The sequence below is a fragment of the Microbacterium sp. Leaf159 genome (assembly GCF_001423615.1).
Classification (GTDB): domain Bacteria; phylum Actinomycetota; class Actinomycetes; order Actinomycetales; family Microbacteriaceae; genus Microbacterium.
The window spans coordinates 192256-210726 of record NZ_LMOU01000001.1 but is presented as its reverse complement, the minus strand read 5'-3'; the positions used below and the strand labels follow the sequence as shown (position 1 = coordinate 210726).

The 18471-nt window shown below is 69.1% G+C and carries 16 protein-coding genes; 5 read left to right on the top strand and 11 right to left on the bottom strand.

Translation table 11 applies throughout. The features are described 5' to 3' along the window. Positions 1–185: 185 nt before the first annotated feature. Both holA and ASF80_RS01025 read right to left on the bottom strand, forming a co-directional pair. Positions 186–1223 carry a DNA polymerase III subunit delta gene (gene holA, locus ASF80_RS01030; protein ID WP_056307226.1) on the bottom strand — a complete coding sequence of 346 codons (1038 nt, stop codon included), beginning with the start codon at positions 1221–1223 and terminating at the stop codon, positions 186–188. A gap of 40 nt (positions 1224–1263) precedes the next feature. Next, positions 1264–3555 (bottom strand): ComEC/Rec2 family competence protein, encoded by a 2292-nt coding sequence (locus ASF80_RS01025; protein ID WP_157520960.1) that lies wholly within the window; start codon positions 3553–3555, stop codon positions 1264–1266. A 289-nt stretch (positions 3556–3844) separates the two neighbouring features. On the opposite strand from ASF80_RS01025, the gene ASF80_RS01020 reads away from it, so the two are divergent. After that, positions 3845–4888 carry a hypothetical protein gene (locus tag ASF80_RS01020; protein WP_157520959.1) on the top strand — a complete coding sequence of 348 codons (1044 nt, stop codon included), beginning with the start codon at positions 3845–3847 and terminating at the stop codon, positions 4886–4888. Positions 4889–5021: 133 nt separating this feature from the next. Then, positions 5022–6296 carry an FAD-dependent oxidoreductase gene (locus ASF80_RS01015; RefSeq protein WP_056307222.1) on the top strand — a complete coding sequence of 425 codons (1275 nt, stop codon included), beginning with the start codon at positions 5022–5024 and terminating at the stop codon, positions 6294–6296. 42 nt (positions 6297–6338) lie between these two features. On the opposite strand, the gene ASF80_RS01010 is transcribed toward ASF80_RS01015, so the two are convergent. The 3 genes from ASF80_RS01010 to ASF80_RS01000 form a co-directional block, all read right to left on the bottom strand. Continuing rightward, positions 6339–6938, bottom strand: coding sequence for a ComEA family DNA-binding protein (locus ASF80_RS01010; RefSeq protein ID WP_056307220.1), 600 nt, complete (start codon positions 6936–6938; stop codon positions 6339–6341). A gap of 118 nt (positions 6939–7056) precedes the next feature. After that, on the bottom strand, positions 7057–9633 hold the full coding sequence (gene leuS, locus ASF80_RS01005) for a leucine--tRNA ligase (protein WP_056311585.1): 2577 nt from the start codon (positions 9631–9633) through the stop codon (positions 7057–7059). 33 nt (positions 9634–9666) lie between these two features. Continuing rightward, positions 9667–11004 (bottom strand): anthranilate synthase component I family protein, encoded by a 1338-nt coding sequence (locus tag ASF80_RS01000; protein ID WP_200934727.1) that lies wholly within the window; start codon positions 11002–11004, stop codon positions 9667–9669. A 41-nt stretch (positions 11005–11045) separates the two neighbouring features. Between ASF80_RS01000 and ASF80_RS00995 the strand changes: the two genes are divergently transcribed. Genes ASF80_RS00995 through ASF80_RS00985 form a run of 3 tightly spaced genes read left to right on the top strand, consistent with a single transcriptional unit; the run spans position 11046 to position 13624 of the window. Then, positions 11046–11717, top strand: a complete 672-nt coding sequence (locus tag ASF80_RS00995) for a DedA family protein (protein ID WP_056307218.1) — start codon at positions 11046–11048, stop codon at positions 11715–11717. Between the two features lie 4 nt (positions 11718–11721). Further along, positions 11722–12747: an App1 family protein gene (locus ASF80_RS00990; RefSeq protein WP_056307216.1), complete on the top strand. Its 1026-nt coding sequence runs from the start codon at positions 11722–11724 to the stop codon at positions 12745–12747. Between the two features lies 1 nt (position 12748). After that, positions 12749–13624, top strand: coding sequence for a hypothetical protein (locus ASF80_RS00985; protein ID WP_056307214.1), 876 nt, complete (start codon positions 12749–12751; stop codon positions 13622–13624). A 2-nt stretch (positions 13625–13626) separates the two neighbouring features. Here the strand turns inward: ASF80_RS00985 and ASF80_RS00980 are convergent, their stop codons facing one another. The 6 genes from ASF80_RS00980 to ASF80_RS00955 form a co-directional block, all read right to left on the bottom strand. Continuing rightward, positions 13627–14814 (bottom strand): glycoside hydrolase family 3 N-terminal domain-containing protein, encoded by a 1188-nt coding sequence (locus tag ASF80_RS00980; protein WP_056307212.1) that lies wholly within the window; start codon positions 14812–14814, stop codon positions 13627–13629. A 4-nt stretch (positions 14815–14818) separates the two neighbouring features. Continuing rightward, positions 14819–15475 carry an SDR family oxidoreductase gene (locus ASF80_RS00975; RefSeq protein ID WP_056307210.1) on the bottom strand — a complete coding sequence of 219 codons (657 nt, stop codon included), beginning with the start codon at positions 15473–15475 and terminating at the stop codon, positions 14819–14821. 45 nt (positions 15476–15520) lie between these two features. Beyond that, positions 15521–16048, bottom strand: a complete 528-nt coding sequence (locus ASF80_RS00970; protein ID WP_056307208.1) for a hypothetical protein — start codon at positions 16046–16048, stop codon at positions 15521–15523. After that, positions 16045–16836 carry a hypothetical protein gene (locus tag ASF80_RS00965; RefSeq protein ID WP_056307206.1) on the bottom strand — a complete coding sequence of 264 codons (792 nt, stop codon included), beginning with the start codon at positions 16834–16836 and terminating at the stop codon, positions 16045–16047. The genes ASF80_RS00970 and ASF80_RS00965 overlap by 4 nt, the downstream gene beginning before the upstream one ends. A 63-nt stretch (positions 16837–16899) precedes the next feature. Then, complete coding sequence (locus ASF80_RS00960) at positions 16900–17964, bottom strand: NAD(P)-binding domain-containing protein (RefSeq protein ID WP_056307204.1); 1065 nt, start codon at positions 17962–17964, stop codon at positions 16900–16902. A 42-nt stretch (positions 17965–18006) separates the two neighbouring features. Beyond that, positions 18007–18447, bottom strand: coding sequence for a GNAT family N-acetyltransferase (locus ASF80_RS00955; RefSeq protein ID WP_056307202.1), 441 nt, complete (start codon positions 18445–18447; stop codon positions 18007–18009). Positions 18448–18471 lie beyond the last annotated feature (24 nt).

Genomic DNA, 18471 nt, shown 5'->3' with positions numbered 1-18471 from the left:
TGCGAACCGCAAGTCCTCCATCGCCAAGCAGGTTTCCGCTCTCTGAGCCGAACCCCCGCTTGTCGGTGTGACAAGAGCCCGTCCCGTTCGCGGGGCGGGCTCTTTCGCGTGCCACGGGGTGCACAACGAATTCACGGTCGAGCGGCGTCGCAGCGCGAGGGCGTCGCCCCGGCGGGCGACGAGACTCACTCCCCGAACGGCTGCCGGGTGGCGATGACCGTGAGCATGCGCTCGAGCGCGAAGACCGGGTCGCGCGATGCGCCCTTGACCTCGGCGTCTGCGCGGGCCGTGGCCTGGATGGCCATCCCGAGGGAGCGTTCGTTCCATCCGGCGAGGTCGCGCTTCGCGCGGTCGACCTGCCAGTCCTTCATGCCCAGGCGCTGCGCGAGTTGGCGGCTGGGTTCGCGATTGCCGGCGACGCGCGCCATGGTGCGCAGCTTCATCGCGAATGCCGCCACCATCGGCACGGGATCGGCTCCCGAGGCGAGTGCGTGCCGCAGCGCGACGAGGGCTTCGCCGTAGCGCCCCGCGATCGCCGTGTCGGCGACGACGAATGCCGACACCTCGACACGCCCGCCGTAGTACTTGGTGACGACGTCTTCGGTGATGTCGCCCTCGACATCGTTGATCAACTGCTGACATGCGGCCGCGAGCTCGGTGAGGTCGTCGGCGAACGCCGAGACGAGGGCACGCAGCGCAGGGGGCGCGATGCGCTTCTTGGCCGCGGTGAACTCCCCCGCCGCGAAGTCGACACGGTCACTGTCGCGCTTGATCGCGGGGCACGGGATCTCGATGCCGTCGCCCGTGCCGGCGCGCAGTGCGTCGAGCAGCTTCTTGCCGCGAACGCTCGCACCGGTGTGCCGAAGGATGACTGTGGCACCCTCCTGCGGGTGATCGAGGTACGACACGGCCTCTTGCAGGAAGGCGTCCGAGCACTTCTCCACTCCCGAGACGCGCACGAGACGCGGCTCGCCGAAGAGCGACGGCGAGGTGAGCGAGAGAAGTGTGCCCGGTGCGTAATCGTCAGCGCGGACATCGGTGATCTCGAGCGCCGGATCTTCGGCGCGGAGGTAATCGCGGACCCCGGCGGTCGCGCGCTCCGCGCAGACCTCTTCAGGACCGAAGACCAGGACGACGGGTGCGGGGCGCGGCTCTCGCCACGACACCTGAGCGACCTTCGCCGTCTTCGCACCGCCACGGGAGGGGGTACGAGAAGCAGCCATGTTCTCAGCCTACCGGGGGCCGCCGACGTCGCTCCCGCGGTCACGGCGGCTGCTTCTCGGTCCAGAGCTGCAGTGCGCCGTCTTCGAGACCGACGAGGAGCCGCCCCTGTTGATCGGTCCTCAGCACGCGCGCACCGGTGGCCGCGAGCGAGGCGAGCGTCTCAGCGCGCGGATGGCCGTAGTCGTTGTCCACGCCGGCGCTGAACAGCGCCACGAGCGGATGCAGGTCGACGTAGAGCTGGGCATCCTGATCGGCGCTCCCGTGATGCGCGACCTTGACCACCGCGAAGCTCCCCCGAATATGCGCGGTGCGCGACAGCATCCGCTGCGCCTCGGCCGACAGGTCTCCGAGGAAGAGCGATCGCGGCACCTCGCCTCCTCCGACTTCGAGCACCACGCTCTGGTCATTTCCCGGTGGGAAGACGGTCGATCCGCGCTGCGGCCAGAGCACCTGCCACGATGCCGCTCCGAGCTCGCCGTGCAGCCCCGCGGTCGCCGGGGTCACCGTCGCCCCGCCTTCCCCGAGGCGCTGCAGCATCCTCTCGTCGCCGCTTTCTCCCGTGGGCCCGTGCAGAACCGTGTCCACTCGCCCCTGCACAGCCTCGACGCCTCCCACATGATCGAGGTCGAAGTGCGTGAGCACGAGCAGATCGACCCGATCGATGCCGAGCGCCCGAAGGCAGGCGGCCACAGGCTCGGGGGCGGGGCCGGTGTCGATCAGTGCGATGCGCCCCTCTGATCTGATGACGAGGGCATCGCCCTGACCGACATCGCACGCGGCCACCGACCAGCCGTCCGGGTTGGTCGCACTCGCCAGTGGTCCGTCGAGGACGATGTGGGCACCGCCCAGGGCGAGCACGACCGCGAGAATGCCGGAGGCCACACCCCGGACGATTCTTCCCCTGCGGAATCCATCCACGAGGATCACCCCGATCGCTCCGCTCACGACTGCGACGAGCGCGGCACTGGCTATGCCGGGCTCCATCACGATCCGCGCGAAAGGCAGCCTCGCCGCGAGGGTCGCGGTCTCGGCGATCCACGCGGCGGGCAACCACGCGGACGCAGCCAAGAGGTCGGCGACCGCAGGAAGAGGCGCCGTGAGACACGCGAGCAGTCCGATGATCGTGGCGATCGGTGCAGCCGGCGCAGCCAGCAGATTCGCCACGAGTCCGACGAGCGACTGCTGTTCTGCGAACAGAGCGATCACCGGCCCGCAGACCAGCTGTGCGGCGGTCGGCACCGCGATCGCGAGCGCCAGTGGGTGCGGCATCCACCGCGCGAGGCCTCGAGTCAGCGACGGCGAGAGCATGATCAGTGCACCGGAGGCGGCGACCGACAGTGCGAACCCCGGCGTCGAGGCGAGCCAGGGATCCGCGATCAGGATGCCGGCAGCACTGAGCGCGAGCATCCCGGCCCCCGCGCTCGGACGCCCGAGCAGCAGGGAGAGCATCGCGACCCCGGCCATCACCGCGGCCCGGATCACGCTCGGCTCCGGCGTGACGAGCACGACGAACCCGGCGAGCACGACGGCTGCCGCGATGACCCGAGTCCTACGGCCGGCGCCGCAGAGCGCGGCGAGCCAGAACGCGGCGCCGACGACGATCGCGCAGTTCGCTCCCGACACCGCGGTCAGGTGGCTGAGCCCGCTCGTGCGCATGTCATCGCTCAGCGCGGTCGACACCGCACGAGTGTCGCCGACCGCGAGACCGGGAAGCAGCCCGGCCCCGGGCTCGGGAAGTCTCGACGAGCGCTCGACGAACGCGCCCCGGACATCAGCGGCCATCGCGAACACCCCCGATGCGGGAGACTCGACCGCCGCGGTACTCCCGAACACGACGAGCGCCGATCGCTCCCCCGAATCCGTCGCCGCCGCCTCCCCCGTCACTCTGACGGTCGCGCCGAGATCGAAGCCGTCCGCCGGGTCGATGCCGATCCGCACCGGCGACGTGGCCTCCCGCACCGCCCCTGGCGACCCGATCCCCGTGAGCTGCACCTCCACCCACAGCCGCTCGTCCCGACCGACCGACGCCGACGAGGTGATCTCCCCGGTCAGCTCGACCACGCGACCATCCCAGGATGCCGCCCCCTCCCGCCCTGGCAGCGACGACATCGCACTGAGCGAGACTGCCGCGATCGCTGCGAGCAGGACGACCATCAGAGCGGCGCGCGACGCGGCACGGTCTGCACGTCTCAGCACGACCGCACCCACGATGACCGCACCGACCCCACCCGCAAGCGCGCACCACCCGGCCGCAGCAGGGATGAACACACACAGCAGAGCCGCCGCCCACACTCCCCCGGCGACGGGCAGAAGGCGCAGATCTCGCCTCACCCGAGCACGCCGTCAGGCATCATGACGGCGAGCACCCATCGGATGCACGCACTCTTCTCGGGTCCTCGCATCAGAGCAACCTAAGGGCGCCCGCAGCACTCCTCCCGCACAGAGACCCGCCGACCGTGGACAGACGTTCCACTCCTCCCGATGTGCAGAAGTGGAGCGCGCCACCACGAGCGGTGCAGCTCTCCAGCTGTGCGACACCCGCGTGTGGACCCGAGACGTACAGGCCGTGAGACTGCTGAGTACTGCGTCGACGGATCTGTGTGCACCGTAGGCTTCGGAGGTGATGCAGATCTCTGACCGCCCCCAGCGACGGCTGGTCCGAATCTCAGGCTGGATGTTCGCAGGTGCGACCGTGGTCGCGGTCGCGGTCATCGCCGTCGACTGGTTCTCCGCGGGCACCGCATCCGTACTCATCGGCCCGCTCGACGACCAGATCCTCCTCAGCGCATCCGTACTCATCGCGTCCGTCGCGCTCGTGATGGGCTTGTTGAGCGTCTCGTCACCGACCTGGATGTTGCCGTTCAAGATCCTCGGGGTCCTCGGCGCGGCCGTCGCTGTCCTCGGAGCGGGATTCTCCACGCTGTGGAGCATCGACGTCACGATGACGACACTGACCGACAATGGTTGCGACACCGGATACGTCGTGGTCGAGCGTTCGTTGCTGATGGGATCGAGTGGAACGGTCTACCGGCAGGACGGTCCGATGGTCTCCTCACCGATGGCGCGAACCTCGGGGAACGACGCGCATCAGCCGTTCGCTGCGGGCGACTATGGAGCGGCTGTCGACGGCAAGGCACTGATCGTGGAGTACCGACCGGATCCGGCTGGCAGTCGCGTCACACTCGAGCTCCCGGTGATCGCCGACCGCCGGCCGAGCTGCGGGTACGCGAACACAAGCCTGAGCGCTCGTCCGGAGCCCTCGGAACTGACCGAGCCGGCGGAGGTTCTCACACCGACCGAGGTGGACGCAGAGATCCGTCGGCTCCTCGATGACTCGCTCGCCGTGACGGCGGGGACTCCCATCGATGCGGCGGGCGCCACGCTCGATGCATCGGCAGCGATACCGAATCCCGTTCCCTGCGCCGAGGGATCGGGCATGCAGCACCACGTGAACCTCGACTTCCGCACAGACGACAACGCGAGATCGGTCACTCGGATCCTCGGCGTCTGGGACGACGCCGGGTATGAGTCGGATAGAGCGATGCAAGAGGACATCAGGTACAGCGAGACAGCCCCCGTGGCACGCATGACCATCCGCGATACGACGAGCATCGACGGGCTCGTCCGGATGACGCTCACCTCGGCCTGCATGTCGGCGGAGTAGGCGCCTGCCCGCGAGCGTCCGCCCGCCGGCATCCCGTCGTACGCTGGTGCCATGGAGCGGACGCTGCGCAATCCGGTGATCGCGTCGATCGGTCGGCGCGCTGCGGCGCTCCGCCGAGGGGAGGTCGTCGCGAATGCATGACGTGATCGTGATCGGCGCCGGACTCGCGGGGCTCCGCTGCGCCGGGTTGCTCTCGGCACGCGGGCTCGATGTCGTCGTCCTCGAGGCCGCGGATGCGGTCGGAGGGCGCCAGCGCACGGACATCGTCGATGGGTTTCGGCTGGACCGCGGGTTCCAGGTGCTCAACCCGGCCTATCCCGCGCTCCGGCGCAGCGTCGATCTCGACGCGCTCGCCCTGGGAAGCTTCCCTGTGGGTGTGCGGGTCCGCACGGCGGAGGGCATGGCCGAGCTGCGGCATCCGCTCCGATACCCTCAGTCGATCGCCGCTTCGCTGCGCAGCGGCCTCGTGAACACTCGGGATGCCGTCGCGCTGGCACGCTGGGCCGCGCCGGCGTTGGTGCGTCCGCTCTCGCGTCTCGCCCGCAACGATGTCGCCGTGCGCGAGGGATGGGATGCCGTGGGCCTCCGCGGTCCGCTCCGCACCGCCGTGCTCGAACCGTTCCTCGCCGGGGTCCTGGCGGAGAGACGGGGTGAGACGTCGGAGGCGTTCGTGCGACTGCTCGTGCGGTACTTCGTGCTCGGCCGCCCCGGCCTACCCGCACAAGGGATCGCTGCGGTTCCCGAGCAGCTTGCCGCGCATGCGCGCACGATGGGAGCTGATATCCGTCTCGGCACCAGTGCAGGACGCATCTCGGCGCTCGGAGAGCAGATCAGGGTCGAGGCGAGCGAGGGCGACTCCGTCCGCGCGGCTCGAGTGGTCGTCGCGGTCGGCCCCGATGCGGTCACCGACCTCACCGGGCTTGCGCGACCGGCGACGAACGGTCTGCAGACGTGGTGGTTCGCCGCCGACGAGCCTCCGACCGCATCCGCGTCGCTGACCGTCGACGGCCGAGGCCGAGGCCCCGTCGTGAACACCGTCGTGATGACGCACACCGTGCCCTCGTACGCCCCGGCCGGACGCCACCTCATCGCCGCAACCTGCCTGCTGCCGCGCCGTGGCGATCCCGCCGAGGAGAACGAAGTCCGCCGCCACCTGAGTGAGATCTGGGGTGCGGACATCAGCGCATGGGAGCTGATCCGGCGCGACGACATCACCGACGCGCTCCCGGCCCAACCGGCGCCCCTCGGTGCGGCACGGTCGCCGCGCTACGCCGAGCGGCTTTATGTCGCAGGCGACCACCGGGACACCGCGTCGATTCAGGGCGCCCTCGCCTCCGGTGAACGTGCCGCACGCGCGGTCCTGAATGACGCGGGATCTTCGAGCAGCGCCGCATCACCTCACCGCTGACGATGGCCGCGGCCCAGGAGAACGCCCGGGCAGCGATCCGCCTCACACCCGCACACCGTCGCGGATGCCGGCGAGCAGCTTCTCGCCGATGCCTGGCACCGCGAGGAGGTCGTCGACGGACTGAAACCTCCCGTTCTCGTCGCGCCACGCGATGATCCGCTCGGCCAGTGCGGGGCCGATGCGTGACAGCGTCTCGAGCGCTGCCTGATCCGCCGTGTTCAGGTCTACGCGGTCGTCGGAGGGCGCCACGGCCCCCGGCCCGTCCACCACCGCGCCGACCGTCGGCACGATGATCTGCTCGCCATCGGCGAGCACACGCGCGAGGTTGATCGCGGTCAGGTCGGCGTCGTCGGTGGTTCCCCCCGCAGCCGCCACCGCATCGACCAGACGAGAGTCGAGATCGAGAACGTAGAGACCCGGATGCTCGACGGCGCCGAGCACATGCACGTAGAGCTCTCCTGTGGAGCCGCCGCCCGCCGCTGCGTCGGTGGCCAGCGGCACCGATTCGGTCGGCGCCGCCTGACCTCGCATCAGCCCGAGTCCGACGGCCGCCGACAGCACGACGAGTGCCAGCACGATCGCGGCGCCGACGCCCAATCGCAACCGGCGCGGTGGAGGCGACGGAGCGGCGGATTCGGGCATCCCGCAACGCTAAGCGCGCGATCGGATGCGTCTCATGCGTCAGGCCGCCCGACGGGGAGAACCCCCGCGGGCGGCCTGATGTGCAGAGCCGGTGCGTCGTGTGCGACGACGCGGGCGGTCAGCCCTTGACGACGATGCTGACGATCTTGGGGGCGCGTACGACCACCTTGACGATCTCGCGATCACCGATCGAACGGATCACCCGCTCATCGGCGCGCGCCAGCGCCTCGAGCTCGGCCTCGCCGATGCGCGCGGGCACCTCGAGCTGGGCGCGGACCTTGCCGCCCACCTGCACGACAGCCGTCACTGTGTCTTCGACGAGCAGCGCAGGGTCGGCGGAACGCCAGGTGACGAGGCCCACGGAAGGCTCGTGACCGAGGATCTCCCAGATCTCCTCCGCGGTGTGCGGCGCGATCAGGTCGAGCATCACGGCGACGGTCTCGGCGGCCTCGCGGACAGCCGGATCCGCAGCACCCGCAGCACCGTCGATGGTCTTGCGGGTGATGTTCACCAGCTCCATCAGGCGTGCGACCAGCACGTTGAACTTCGTCTGCTCGACGAGGGCCGGAGCATCCGCGAGCAGCTTGTGCGTGGCACGACGGAGCGCCGCATCTCCCCCGGCGAACACCACGTCGACGGGAGACGCCACCTCACGGGCGATCCGCAGCGCGCGGGCGAGGAACTTCTGCGCACCGGTCGTCGAGACGTCGGCCCAGTCCTTGTCGTCCTCCACCGGACCCGCGAACGCCAGACCCACGCGCAGCGCGTCAGCGCCGTACGCGTCGAGTTCCTCTTCGAACAGCACCAGGTTGCCCTTGCTCTTCGACATCTTCGCGCCGTCGAGGAGAACCATTCCCTGGTTGATCAGGTTCGAGAAAGGCTCCGTGAAGTCGATCAGGCCCATGTCGAACAGGACCTTGGTGATGAAGCGCGCGTACAGCAGGTGCAGGATCGCGTGCTCGACCCCGCCGATGTACGAGTCGACCGGCGACCAGCGGGCGGCCTGGGCCGGGTCGAACGCGACGGTGTCGCTGTTCGGGGAGAGGAAGCGCAGGAAGTACCACGAGCTGTCCACGAACGTGTCCATGGTGTCGGGGTCGCGCAGCACGGGGTCGCCGCTCGCGGCGTCGACCGTGCGCACCCAGCTCTCGGCTGCGCCCAGCGGCGACGAGCCCTTGGGCTTCAGGTCGAGTCCCTCGACGCTGGGCAGCTTCACCGGCAGCTGGTCCTCGGGAACCGGGATGATCCGGCCGTCCTCGGCGTGCAGCATCGGGATGGGCGTGCCCCAGAAGCGCTGGCGCGAGATCAGCCAGTCGCGGAGGCGATAGTTCTTCGCCGCGCGACCCGTTCCCGAGGCTTCGAGCTGCTCGATCGCGCGGGCGATCGCGTTGCGCTTGGACAGACCGTTCAGGGCACCGGAGTTGATCATCCGGCCTTCGCCCGTCAGGGCGATGCCGGTGGACGCCGGGTTCTGCTCGTCGAGAGCGGCACCCGTGTCGATCGGCACACCCTCATCGTCGACCTCGATGACGGGCATCGCACCGGTGATCGGCGCCGTCGTGTCGACGACGACCTTGACCGGAAGGTCGAAGGCACGGGCGAAGTCGAGGTCGCGCTGGTCGTGCGCGGGCACGGCCATGACCGCGCCGTGACCGTAGTCGGCGAGCACGTAGTCCGCAGCCCACACAGGCAGCTTCTCACCGTTGACCGGGTTGATCGCGAACCGCTCGAGGAAGACACCGGTCTTCGGACGATCGGTCGCCTGACGGTCGACATCAGTGGTCTTCTGCACATCGCCCAGGTACTTCTCGAAGCGCTCGCGCACCTCGACAGGAGCGTCCTTCGCGAGCTCGCTCGCCAGGTCCGAATCGGGCGCCACGACGAAGAACGTCGCACCGTGCAGCGTGTCGGGACGCGTCGAGAACACCGTGACCGGCTCGTCGCGGCCTTCGATGCGGAAGTCCACGTCGGCGCCGATCGAGCGGCCGATCCAGTTGCGCTGCATCTGCAGCACCTTGTGCGGCCAGAAGCCCTCGAGCTGGTTCAGGTCGTCGAGCAGTCGGTCGGCGTAGTCCGTGATCTTGAAGTACCACTGGGTGAGCTTCTTCTTCACGACCTCGGCGCCGCAGCGATCGCAGCGTCCGTCGACGACCTGCTCGTTCGCGAGCACCGTCTGGTCGTTCGGGCACCAGTTGACAGCGCTCTTCTTGCGATAGGCCAGGCCGCGCTCGTGCAGCTTCAGGAACAGCCACTGGTTCCAGCGGTAGTACTCGGGGTCAGAGGTGTGCAGCACGCGCGACCAGTCGAACGAGACGCCGTAGTTCTGGAACGCCTGCTTCTGCTGGGCGATGTTCTGGTACGTCCACTCGCGCGGGTCGGCGCCCTGGCGGATCGCCGCATTCTCGGCCGGCAGACCGAAGGAGTCCCAGCCGATCGGGTTGAGCACGTTGTGCCCGCGGTGACGCCAGAAACGGGCCACGATGTCGGAGTAGAGGTAGTTCTCGGCGTGCCCCATGTGCAGGTCGCCGGAGGGATACGGGAACATCGCCAGCACGTAGCGGCGGGGCCGCTTGTCGTCGTCGCCGCCGGTGAGGAACGTCTCGTTCTCCGCCCAGTACTTCTGCCACTTGGCCTGGATAGCGTGCGCCGAGGAGGTCTCCTCGTCGACGGGAGAGGTGGACAGGTTCTCAGACAACGAACGCACGACCAATCTGAAGGGAAAAGGGGATCAGTTCAGGATATCGGAAGCCCAGGCCGCGGGCATTTCCGCGCCGAGGGCCGCAAGGGGTGCCCGCGCCTTCGTCGCCACCTCCGAGACCTCGGATGCCGCGACCGAGCGCCACGTGATCCCGCCGCCCGCTCCGATCACCGCGCTCCCCGCGTCGATGACGATGCTGCGGATGACCATCGCCAGATCGAGCGAGCCGTCGTCGCCGATGTATCCGAAGCATCCGGCATAGACCCCCCGGGGCCCGCCCTCGAGTTCGTGCAGCCGGGTCATCGCCGACAGCTTGGGGGCGCCGGTCATGCTCCCGGCGGGGAAGGATGCCGCGAACAGCGCGCCCGCCGTGGTGCCGGCGGCCGCCGTGCCGCTCACGGTGCTGACGAGCTGGTGGACGGCCGGATAGCTCTCGACCGCCCACAGCGCGTCGACGCGTATCGACCCGGGCTCGCACACCCGTGAGAGGTCGTTGCGCATAAGATCGACGATCATCACGTTCTCGGCGCGCTCCTTGACGTCGGTCGCGAGCTCCGCGGCGAGCGCGGCATCCTGCTCCGGGTCGTCGCTGCGCGGTCGCGTCCCTTTGATGGGACGAGTGCGGATGATTCCGCCTTCGGCGTGCAGGAACTGCTCCGGGCTCGCGCTGAGCAGGCACCGTCCGCCGATCCGCACGAAACCTCCGTGGTGGGCGGGCGTCGCGGATCGCAGCCGACGGTAGACGGATACGGGATCGTGCTCCCCGGGAACCGTGAACCGAGTGGTCAGGCAGAGCTGGTAGGCGATCCCCGCTCGGATCAGTTCGCGACACCGTTCGATGAGGGCCGCATATTCGTCCGGGGTGTGCCTGGCGTCCACTCTTCGCGGCTCCGCGGCGAGCGCGGAGGCATCCTGCAGGTCCGAGGAGCCCTGCTCCGTGACGAACGCCGCCCACTCGTCCAGATCCGCCTCCGCTGCGCAGGCCCAGATGCGCCCTGTCGAGTGGTCGAACGCGGCGAAGCGGGTGATGCGCACCCAGGCGCCCCCTGCGGACTGGCCGGAATCGGAGACCGGGGCCCCTGCGGCTCGAGCCCCCGTCTCGTAGTCGTACCAGCCGACCCATCCGCCCCGCAGCGGAGGATGCGCGACGTCTCCGTCCAGAGCCGATCGGTCCCCCGCAGACGCATCCAGCCGAACGTCCTCGGGGAACGCCGACGTCTCTCCCGTTCCGATGAAGCTCCATCCCTCTGATGCAGAGGCACCGGCGTCGAGCCAGAAGACGTCAGGCTCCACCTGCTCGAGCGCGAGGAAGAGCGCTGCGGGATCCACCCGGTCCGTCAAGACGCGGGTGCTCAGACGTTCGGGCACGTTCTCAGCCTAGGCCGCGGTGCCTCCCGTATTCTCGAGGGGTGGACGACCTGGTGCCGTGGCTGATCGAGTTCATGCGATCGATCGACCCGGTCGCTCGGACTCTCGTGGCCGGGCTCGCGGTCCTGCTGGAGACCAGCGTGCTGATCGGCCTGGTATTCCCCGGCGACACGGTCGTCCTCGTCGCATCGATCGGCATCACCAGCCTGCCCGAGGCGGTGGCGATGGTCATCGCCGTCGTGGTCGGTGCTCTGATCGGCGAGAGCATCGGATTCTGGCTCGGACGCTGGATCGGTCCGCACATCCGCGCATCCTGGGTCGGGCGTCGGGTCGGTGAGGCGAACTGGATACGCGCCGAGCGGTATCTCGCCCGCCGAGGCGGCATCGCCATCTTCCTCTCACGCTTCCTCCCCGTGCTGCATTCGCTCGTCCCCCTCACCGTGGGCATGAGCCATTACTCGTATCGCCGCTTCCTCGCGTGGACGGCGCCTGCCTGCCTGATCTGGGCCACGGCTTACGTGAGCATCACGTCTCTCGCCGCCGGGAGCTTCGACGAGCTCGCCGACCGCGTGCACTACGCGGGCTACATCTTCGTGGGCATCATCGCCCTGTTCCTGCTCGCGGTCTTCGTCGCCAAGAAGGTCCTCTCTCGGCTCGAGGCTCGTCACCTCGACATCTCCGACACGGAGGACGCGACCGACGTGAAAGACTGAAGCAATGGCTTCGTCACCCCCGGCGCCCCGGATCCACTGGTTCGCGCGTCTCGAACACCGCCTCCACGTGTGGCGTGAGAAGCGAGCGCGCCGTCGCGGTCGTACCGCCACCATCCTCCCGTTCCCCGGCTATGGCGGCCCCGGATGGGTGCGCGTCGTGGGACGCGTGCTGATCGTGCCGCCGCAGCGCAGCACGAAAGACGGGGAACCGGCGAGCGTGCGCGGCTGGCGGAGCTTCGTCGGGATCCCTGTCAGCTTCGCGAAGGTGGCCGTGCGGATCGGCGATTCGGTGCATGACGTCGTCGCCGACCGCGGAGGTGTAATCGACTCTGTGGTCCACGTGGATCTCGAGCCCGGCTGGCAGACGTTCACCTTCTCCGTCGAGGGCCAGGAGCCCGTCGAGGCCACGGCGTTCATCGTCGCGGAGTCGACGCACTTCGGCATCGTCTCTGATGTCGACGACACCGTCATGGTGACGGCCCTCCCCCGTCCGTTCATCGCCGCCTGGAACTCCTTCGTCGTCGACGAGCACGCCCGCATCCCGGTTCCCGGTATGGCCGTGCTCCTCGACCAGGTGCTGCGCGAGCACCCCGGCGCCCCGATGATCTACCTCTCCACCGGGGCATGGAACGTCGCCCCGACGCTGCGTCGCTTCCTCGGACGCCACCTGTTCCCGGCAGGCTCCATGCTCCTCACCGACTGGGGCCCCACGCACGACCGCTGGTTCCGCAGCGGACGCGAGCACAAGCTCACCAACCTGCGACGACTCGCGTCGGAGTTCCCGCATGTCAAGTGGCTGCTCATCGGCGACGACGGGCAGCACGACGAGTCGATCTACTCGGAGTTCATGGACGAGCATCCCGACTCGGTGGCCGGTGTCGCGATCCGTCGCCTGCTGCCCGCCGAGGCCGTGCTCGCCGGTGGACGCGCGGGCCACGAGCCGCACTCCGAAGACGTCGCCCCCTGGGTGAGCGCCGAGGACGGCGCAGGGCTGCGCGATCTGCTCGGCGAAGCCGGCATCCTCCGCTGACATGACCGTCTCTCTCCCCCGACACGACTGGCTGGAGCGTGAGCATGCGCACCTGCTTCGAGCGGACGCTCTCACCTCGGCGCATCGGGAGAGAGCGTCTCGGCGCGAGAAGCACCCTGTCTGGGACTTCCTCTTCACCTACTACAACTACAAGCCCGCCCAGCTGCGGCGGTGGCACCCCGGTGCAGGCGTGCAGCTCGAGGATGCCGCCGAGCGGCTGAACTGGCGCTGGTACTCCCCCGGTGCTGACGCCGACAGCGCGATCCCGGATGCCTCGATGTTCGCGAACGAGAAGTCCGAACTCGCAGCGCTCATCGAGCGGATGCTGCGGCGCACCGCCTCGCGCCCCGGACAGTTCGGCTGCTTCGGTCTGCACGAGTGGGCCATGGTGTATCGGGCCGACGAGCACCGGCATCCCGTTCCCCTGCGGCTCGGACAGGCCGCCACGGACGCGGTCGTGGAGAACCACGACCTGCGGTGCACGCATTTCGACGCGTTCCGCTTCTTCACGCCCCAGGCCGTACCCCGGAACCGCACCGAGCTGACACGCGACGATCAGCCCCTGTTCGAACAGCCCGGCTGCCTGCACGCCGGTATGGACCTGTACAAGTGGGCTCTGAAGCTCGGTCCCCTCGTTCCCGGGGAGCTGCTCCTCGACGCATTCGAACTCGCCCGTGACATCCGGCTGCTCGACATGCAGGCCGCCCCCTACGACCTGTCCGCCTGGGACGTGGTGCCCGTACCCATCGAGACCGCCGAAGGCAAAGCCGAGTACGTACGCCAGCAGCGCGGGTTCGCCGAGCGCGGCACGCGCCTTCGCGCCGAGCTCCTGCAGACCTGGCTCGGCTCCGACCACCCGGTGGCAGTCAGCGCCTGACGTCAGCCGGCAGGCTCGCACTCCGCGCACAGCGACCACTCGGCGCTCGCCGCACTGGACTGGAGCCTGAGCGCCATCACCCTCGTGGCAGCGTCGGCGAGCCGTTCTGCAGGGAGTGCTCCCGAATCGACCGCCGCGGTGATCCCTGCGACGATCTCGGACGCTGTGTCGGCGGTAGAGCCGGCGATCATGAGAACAAGGTCGTTCCCCGCGGCGACCGCCGTGACCGCGTTGGACACCGGGTCGGCATACTCGGGCAGTCCTGAGGACTGCAGCATCCCGAGGTCGTCGGTGACGATCACGCCGTCGAACCCCAGCTCGTCGCGGGCGATCTCGTGCCACCGGGCCGAGAGCGACGCCGGGGCGGGATCGACCGACGTATACGCGAGATGCCCGAACATCAGCAGGGACGCCCCGGCATCGATGCCGGCCACGAACGGCACGGCATCCTTCGCGCGCCACTCGTCGAGCGTCTCTGCCGTCGAGGGGATCGCATGGTGCGAGTCGCCTGGAGCCGCACCATGCCCGGGGAAGTGCTTGAGCGTCGACGCGACGACGGGTTCCTGCGCAGCGGTGGCGGCGGCGACCCTCTCGGCCGACGACTGCGGATCCGTGCCGAGCGCCCGGCCGTGGATGAACGACGACGGATCGGCGGTCACATCCGCGACCGTCCCGAAGTCGACGGTGATCCCCGACCTGGCGACCAGCGCCGCCCGGGCGGAGAAGGCTGCAGCGGTGTCGGCGACAGGCAGCGACTTCAGAGTCGTCGACGCGGCGTACTCGTCGGCAGGCAGGCGCGAGACGATGCCGCCCTCCTGGTCGATCGCGATGAGCGGAGGACGCTCGGGATCGACCGTCAGGGATGCGGTGAGTGTCGCGAGCTCGGCATCCGTCGCCGGGATGTTGGCGCCCATCAGGATGAATCCGCCGAGTCCCTGCGCCATATAGGCGCTCAAGGCCGCCGCATCCGTCGTCGGAATGTGCCCCATCACGATGCTCGCCGCCTGCTGGGCCGTCGTCATCCGCCCGACCAGCATCTCGGCGCGCTCATCAGGCTCTGCGGCCTCTGCGGCCGCCGTGGACACCTCGGTGACGTCTGCGACCTGGGCGGATGCGGTCGAGGAGGCCGTCAGTGCGCAGAGCCCCACGATCGCCGCTGCTCCGACCGCCCAGGCGCGTCGCCGGAACATGACGTCAGGCGCTGAGTGCGTCGGCGATCGGCACCGCCGAGTCGCCGGACCCGTTCCCGAACCGGATCGTGCGACCGATGGTCGACGGGTTGCCGACGGACTCGGCGATCACGGCTGCCACATCGGCGCGGGAGACCTCTCCCTTGCCCTCGGGATCGAGGACGATACGGCCGGTCGGGTCGTCGAACGTGAGCGTTCCGGGCCCGAGGATCGTGCCGTCGAGTTCGGTGCCGCGCAGATGCTCGTCGGCCGCCCACTTCGCGTCGGCATACGGGAAGAAGTCAGCGTCCTCAGCGACACCGTGGTCGGCCTTCGAGCCGATCCACGACACCATGACGTAGCGTCCGGTTCCGGCCTCGGCCGAGGCATCCATCGTGCGGATCGCGGCGTCGCGGTCGACCGCGTAGGTGCGCTCCGCGGATCCCCCGCCGGCACCGGCCGACCACACCACCGCGTCGTGACCTCGGATGATGTCCGCGAGCTCGGTCGTGCCGAGGGTCTCGACGTCAGCGACCAGCGCTCGGGCTCCCGTCTCTTCGACCTCGGCGACGTGATCCGGGTTGCGGATGACCGAAGTGACCTCATCGCCGCGGGCGACGAGGAGAGGAGCGAGCAGCAGAGCGATGCGGCCGTGGCCGCCGAAGACGATGATTCGCGACATGTCTTCACCCTACGCGCCTCTGCAGACGTCGGCTCGGGAGTGCGGTCAGCGAGGGCCCTGCGCGCTGTCGATGACGAAGGCCTGGGGGTGTCCAGGGAGGTAGCGGACCACGACCGGCTCGCCGGAGGGCAGGTAGGCATCACGATCGGGGTACACGGCCGGCGTGAAGAAGTTGCTCTCGATCGTGTACTCCACACCGCTCGGGGTCGTGAACGTCACCCAGTCGCCGTCGACGGTGCCCGTCGTCGGCTGACCGTGCTCGTGGATGTAGGCGCGCGTGATCGGCACCCCCGTGAGACTGAGGATGCCGATCACGAGGTTCGCCAGCATGACGAAGGCAAGGGTGCGGAACACGATGCGCCGAGCGGTGCTCACCGCCCGCCCTCGTGTGGCGACCTCCCCGTGAAGGAGACCTTCACGCTCGCGGACACGCCGCAACGACACACCGGGCGCCGAACCCGAGAAGGACATGGCGAAGAGACCGAGGATCGAGAAGCCCGCGATGAACACCATCGCGTACCCGTGCGCCGCAGCGAAGTTGATCAGCCAGATCACTGTGTCGAGGATGTTCATCGTCCGACCTCCTTCTCGATCGTCACGGCCACGGTCTGCGGATCCTCCCGGCGGTAGAACGCCCAGATCGGCGCGCCGACCTGGAAACGCGAGATCGCCTCGGGGTACGCGAACACCGTCGTGTCGGTCTCCCACGTCGACGCACCCTCTGGCGCCATGAGCACCCTGAGCTCGAGCTCGCTCTGGCCCTCGAGGCGACGTCCGGTCGGTCGCACCGCCAGCACCGACGCGGGCACCTGCGTGCCCGTCGTTCGAGCTCTCACCAGGCGAGGGTCGATGAGCCCCCGATCGATCCGCCACTGCAGCAGCGCATCGCGAACAGCCGCATCGGTGACGTCGGCGAGTTCGACCGTGTCCTGGTCGGTGAGGCTGTACCGCACGGGGATCGGCTGTCCGATCTGGAGTGAGGCGAGATCGCTCGGGTCGACCAGCATCCGCAGCTGTCCGACGAAGTCTTCCCCCGCTTGCGGCGTGACCCGGATGAACAGGTCGTATTGCGGCACGTCGTTGACGGTGAGACCGGTGCGGGAGATCTCGACGATGCGGCCCACGCCGATCTGCGACTCCCCGCGTAGCCGCTTGCGGCGACCGAGGCCCGACATCGTGCCTCCGAACGTGAGGATCAGACCCCAGGCGACGCCGATGATGATCGGCCCACCCAGCGTGTCCTCCCCGGAGAAGGGCAGGATCGAGTCGCGCTGATCGATGCCGAACAGGCCTTCGCCGGTCCAGATGACGAGCCATGCCGACAGCAGCAGCCAGATGACCAGGACGACGATGCGGATCATGCCCTCAGCGTAGCGAGGACCTGTCAGCGGATCGCGCAATCGGGCGCCGCGGATCCCACCGGCTCACACGGTGCGGACGTATGCTGCGGCCAGAGCTCGCTGCACGCCCTTCGCCGCCGAGCGCCCAGCCCTGTTCGCTCCGATCGTGCTCGCGGACGGACCGTAGCCGACGAGCTGGATGCGAGGATCCTGTACCGCAGTCGTTCCGCGTCCTTCGCGGTCGAGCTGGATGCCGCCCGCCGCGCTGCGCAGGTGCAGCGGCGCGAGGTGGGCGATCGCGGGACGGAACCCGGTCGCCCACAGGATCACGTCGACGCGCTCGAACGATCCGTCTGCCCAGCGGACGCCGTCCGGCTCGATGCGCGCGAACATCGGGCGACGTGCGGCGTAGGCGCCCAGTCGCTCGGCCTCGCGTTCCTGCGGCCGCAGCATCAGGCCCGTCACGCTGACCACGCTCTGCGGCGGGAGCCCCTGCGCCACGCGCTGCTCGACGAGAGCGACCGCCGCAGCCCCCGCTTCCGGGGTGAAGTCGTCGCCTCGCCACACGGGCTCCGTGCGGGTCGCCCAGAGCGTGTCGGTGAGCGGGGCGAGCGCTCCGAGGAACTGGACGGCTGAGGCTCCGCCGCCGACGACGAGCACCTTCTTGCCGACGAAGTGCGCGGGACCCGGGTAGTCGACGGTGTGCAGCTGCTCCCCGAGGAACGTCTCCATTCCCGGGTAGTGCGGCAGGAACGGATGCGTCCAGGTGCCCGTGGCATTCACGATCGTCCGCGTCCGCCATTGCCGGTCCCCCGCGTGCACCACGAGGATCCCGTCCTCGTCCACCACGCGGTCGACGCGCACGGGGCGGACCACCGGGAGGTGATGCGCCCGCTCATACGCGGCGAAGTATGCCGGAACGGCGATGTTCGCCCGCTGCCCGTCGCGCGGAGGGGGCGCATCGTCCGGCAACTCGGCCACGCCGTGCACATCGCGCATCGTGAGAGCATCCCACCGATGCCGCCACGCGCCGCCGGGCTCGGCGTCGGAGTCGAGCACGACGTGGGAGATGCCGAGACGGGTCAGATGGAAGGAGGCCGACAGACCGGCCTGACCGGCGCCGATCACGACGCTGTCCAGGATGCTCACGGTGATGTCAACGCATCGGGGTGTGTGGTTGTTCCGGTGCTGTCAGAGCGCGATCTGGTAATGCGTGTAGCCGGTGTGCGTCGCCACGCGTTCGTAGAGCGTCCGCGCCGTGGTGTTGCCCTCCTGCGTGAGCCAGTAGACCTTCGCGCAGCCCTGCGCCTCCGCCCAGTCGCGCACGTGGGCGATCAACGCTCGTCCGGCTCCGGAACCGCGCGATCCCGGGGCGACGAAGAGATCCTCGAGATAGCAGTAGTCGGTGTCGCTCCATGTGGCGGAGTGCGTGAGCCAGTGCACGATGCCGATGGCGTGGCCGGCGTCGTCACGCGCGATGGCGCCGTGGATCTCGCGGTCGCCGACGATGCGGTCGAAAGTGTGCCTCGTGACAGCGTCGGCGATATCCGCTCCGTAGAACGTCAGGTAGCCGTTCCACAGCGAGGCCCATTCCTCGAAGTCGTCTCGAGTGACAGCGGTGATCTTCGTCATGCTGTCCACCCTAGGACGACGCGC

Coding starts and splice junctions, on each gene's coding strand:
- ASF80_RS00975 (WP_056307210.1), bottom strand. CDS start 15,475: ATGTCGCGAATCATCGTCTTCGGCGGCCACGGCCGCATCGCTCTGCTG.
- ASF80_RS00955 (WP_056307202.1), bottom strand. CDS start 18,447: ATGACGAAGATCACCGCTGTCACTCGAGACGACTTCGAGGAATGGGCC.
- ASF80_RS00965 (WP_056307206.1), bottom strand. CDS start 16,836: ATGATCCGCATCGTCGTCCTGGTCATCTGGCTGCTGCTGTCGGCATGG.
- ASF80_RS01015 (WP_056307222.1), top strand. CDS start 5,022: ATGCATGACGTGATCGTGATCGGCGCCGGACTCGCGGGGCTCCGCTGC.
- ASF80_RS00985 (WP_056307214.1), top strand. CDS start 12,749: ATGACCGTCTCTCTCCCCCGACACGACTGGCTGGAGCGTGAGCATGCG.
- ASF80_RS00990 (WP_056307216.1), top strand. CDS start 11,722: ATGGCTTCGTCACCCCCGGCGCCCCGGATCCACTGGTTCGCGCGTCTC.
- ASF80_RS00970 (WP_056307208.1), bottom strand. CDS start 16,048: ATGAACATCCTCGACACAGTGATCTGGCTGATCAACTTCGCTGCGGCG.
- ASF80_RS00980 (WP_056307212.1), bottom strand. CDS start 14,814: ATGTTCCGGCGACGCGCCTGGGCGGTCGGAGCAGCGGCGATCGTGGGG.
- holA (WP_056307226.1), bottom strand. CDS start 1,223: ATGGCTGCTTCTCGTACCCCCTCCCGTGGCGGTGCGAAGACGGCGAAG.
- ASF80_RS01010 (WP_056307220.1), bottom strand. CDS start 6,938: ATGCCCGAATCCGCCGCTCCGTCGCCTCCACCGCGCCGGTTGCGATTG.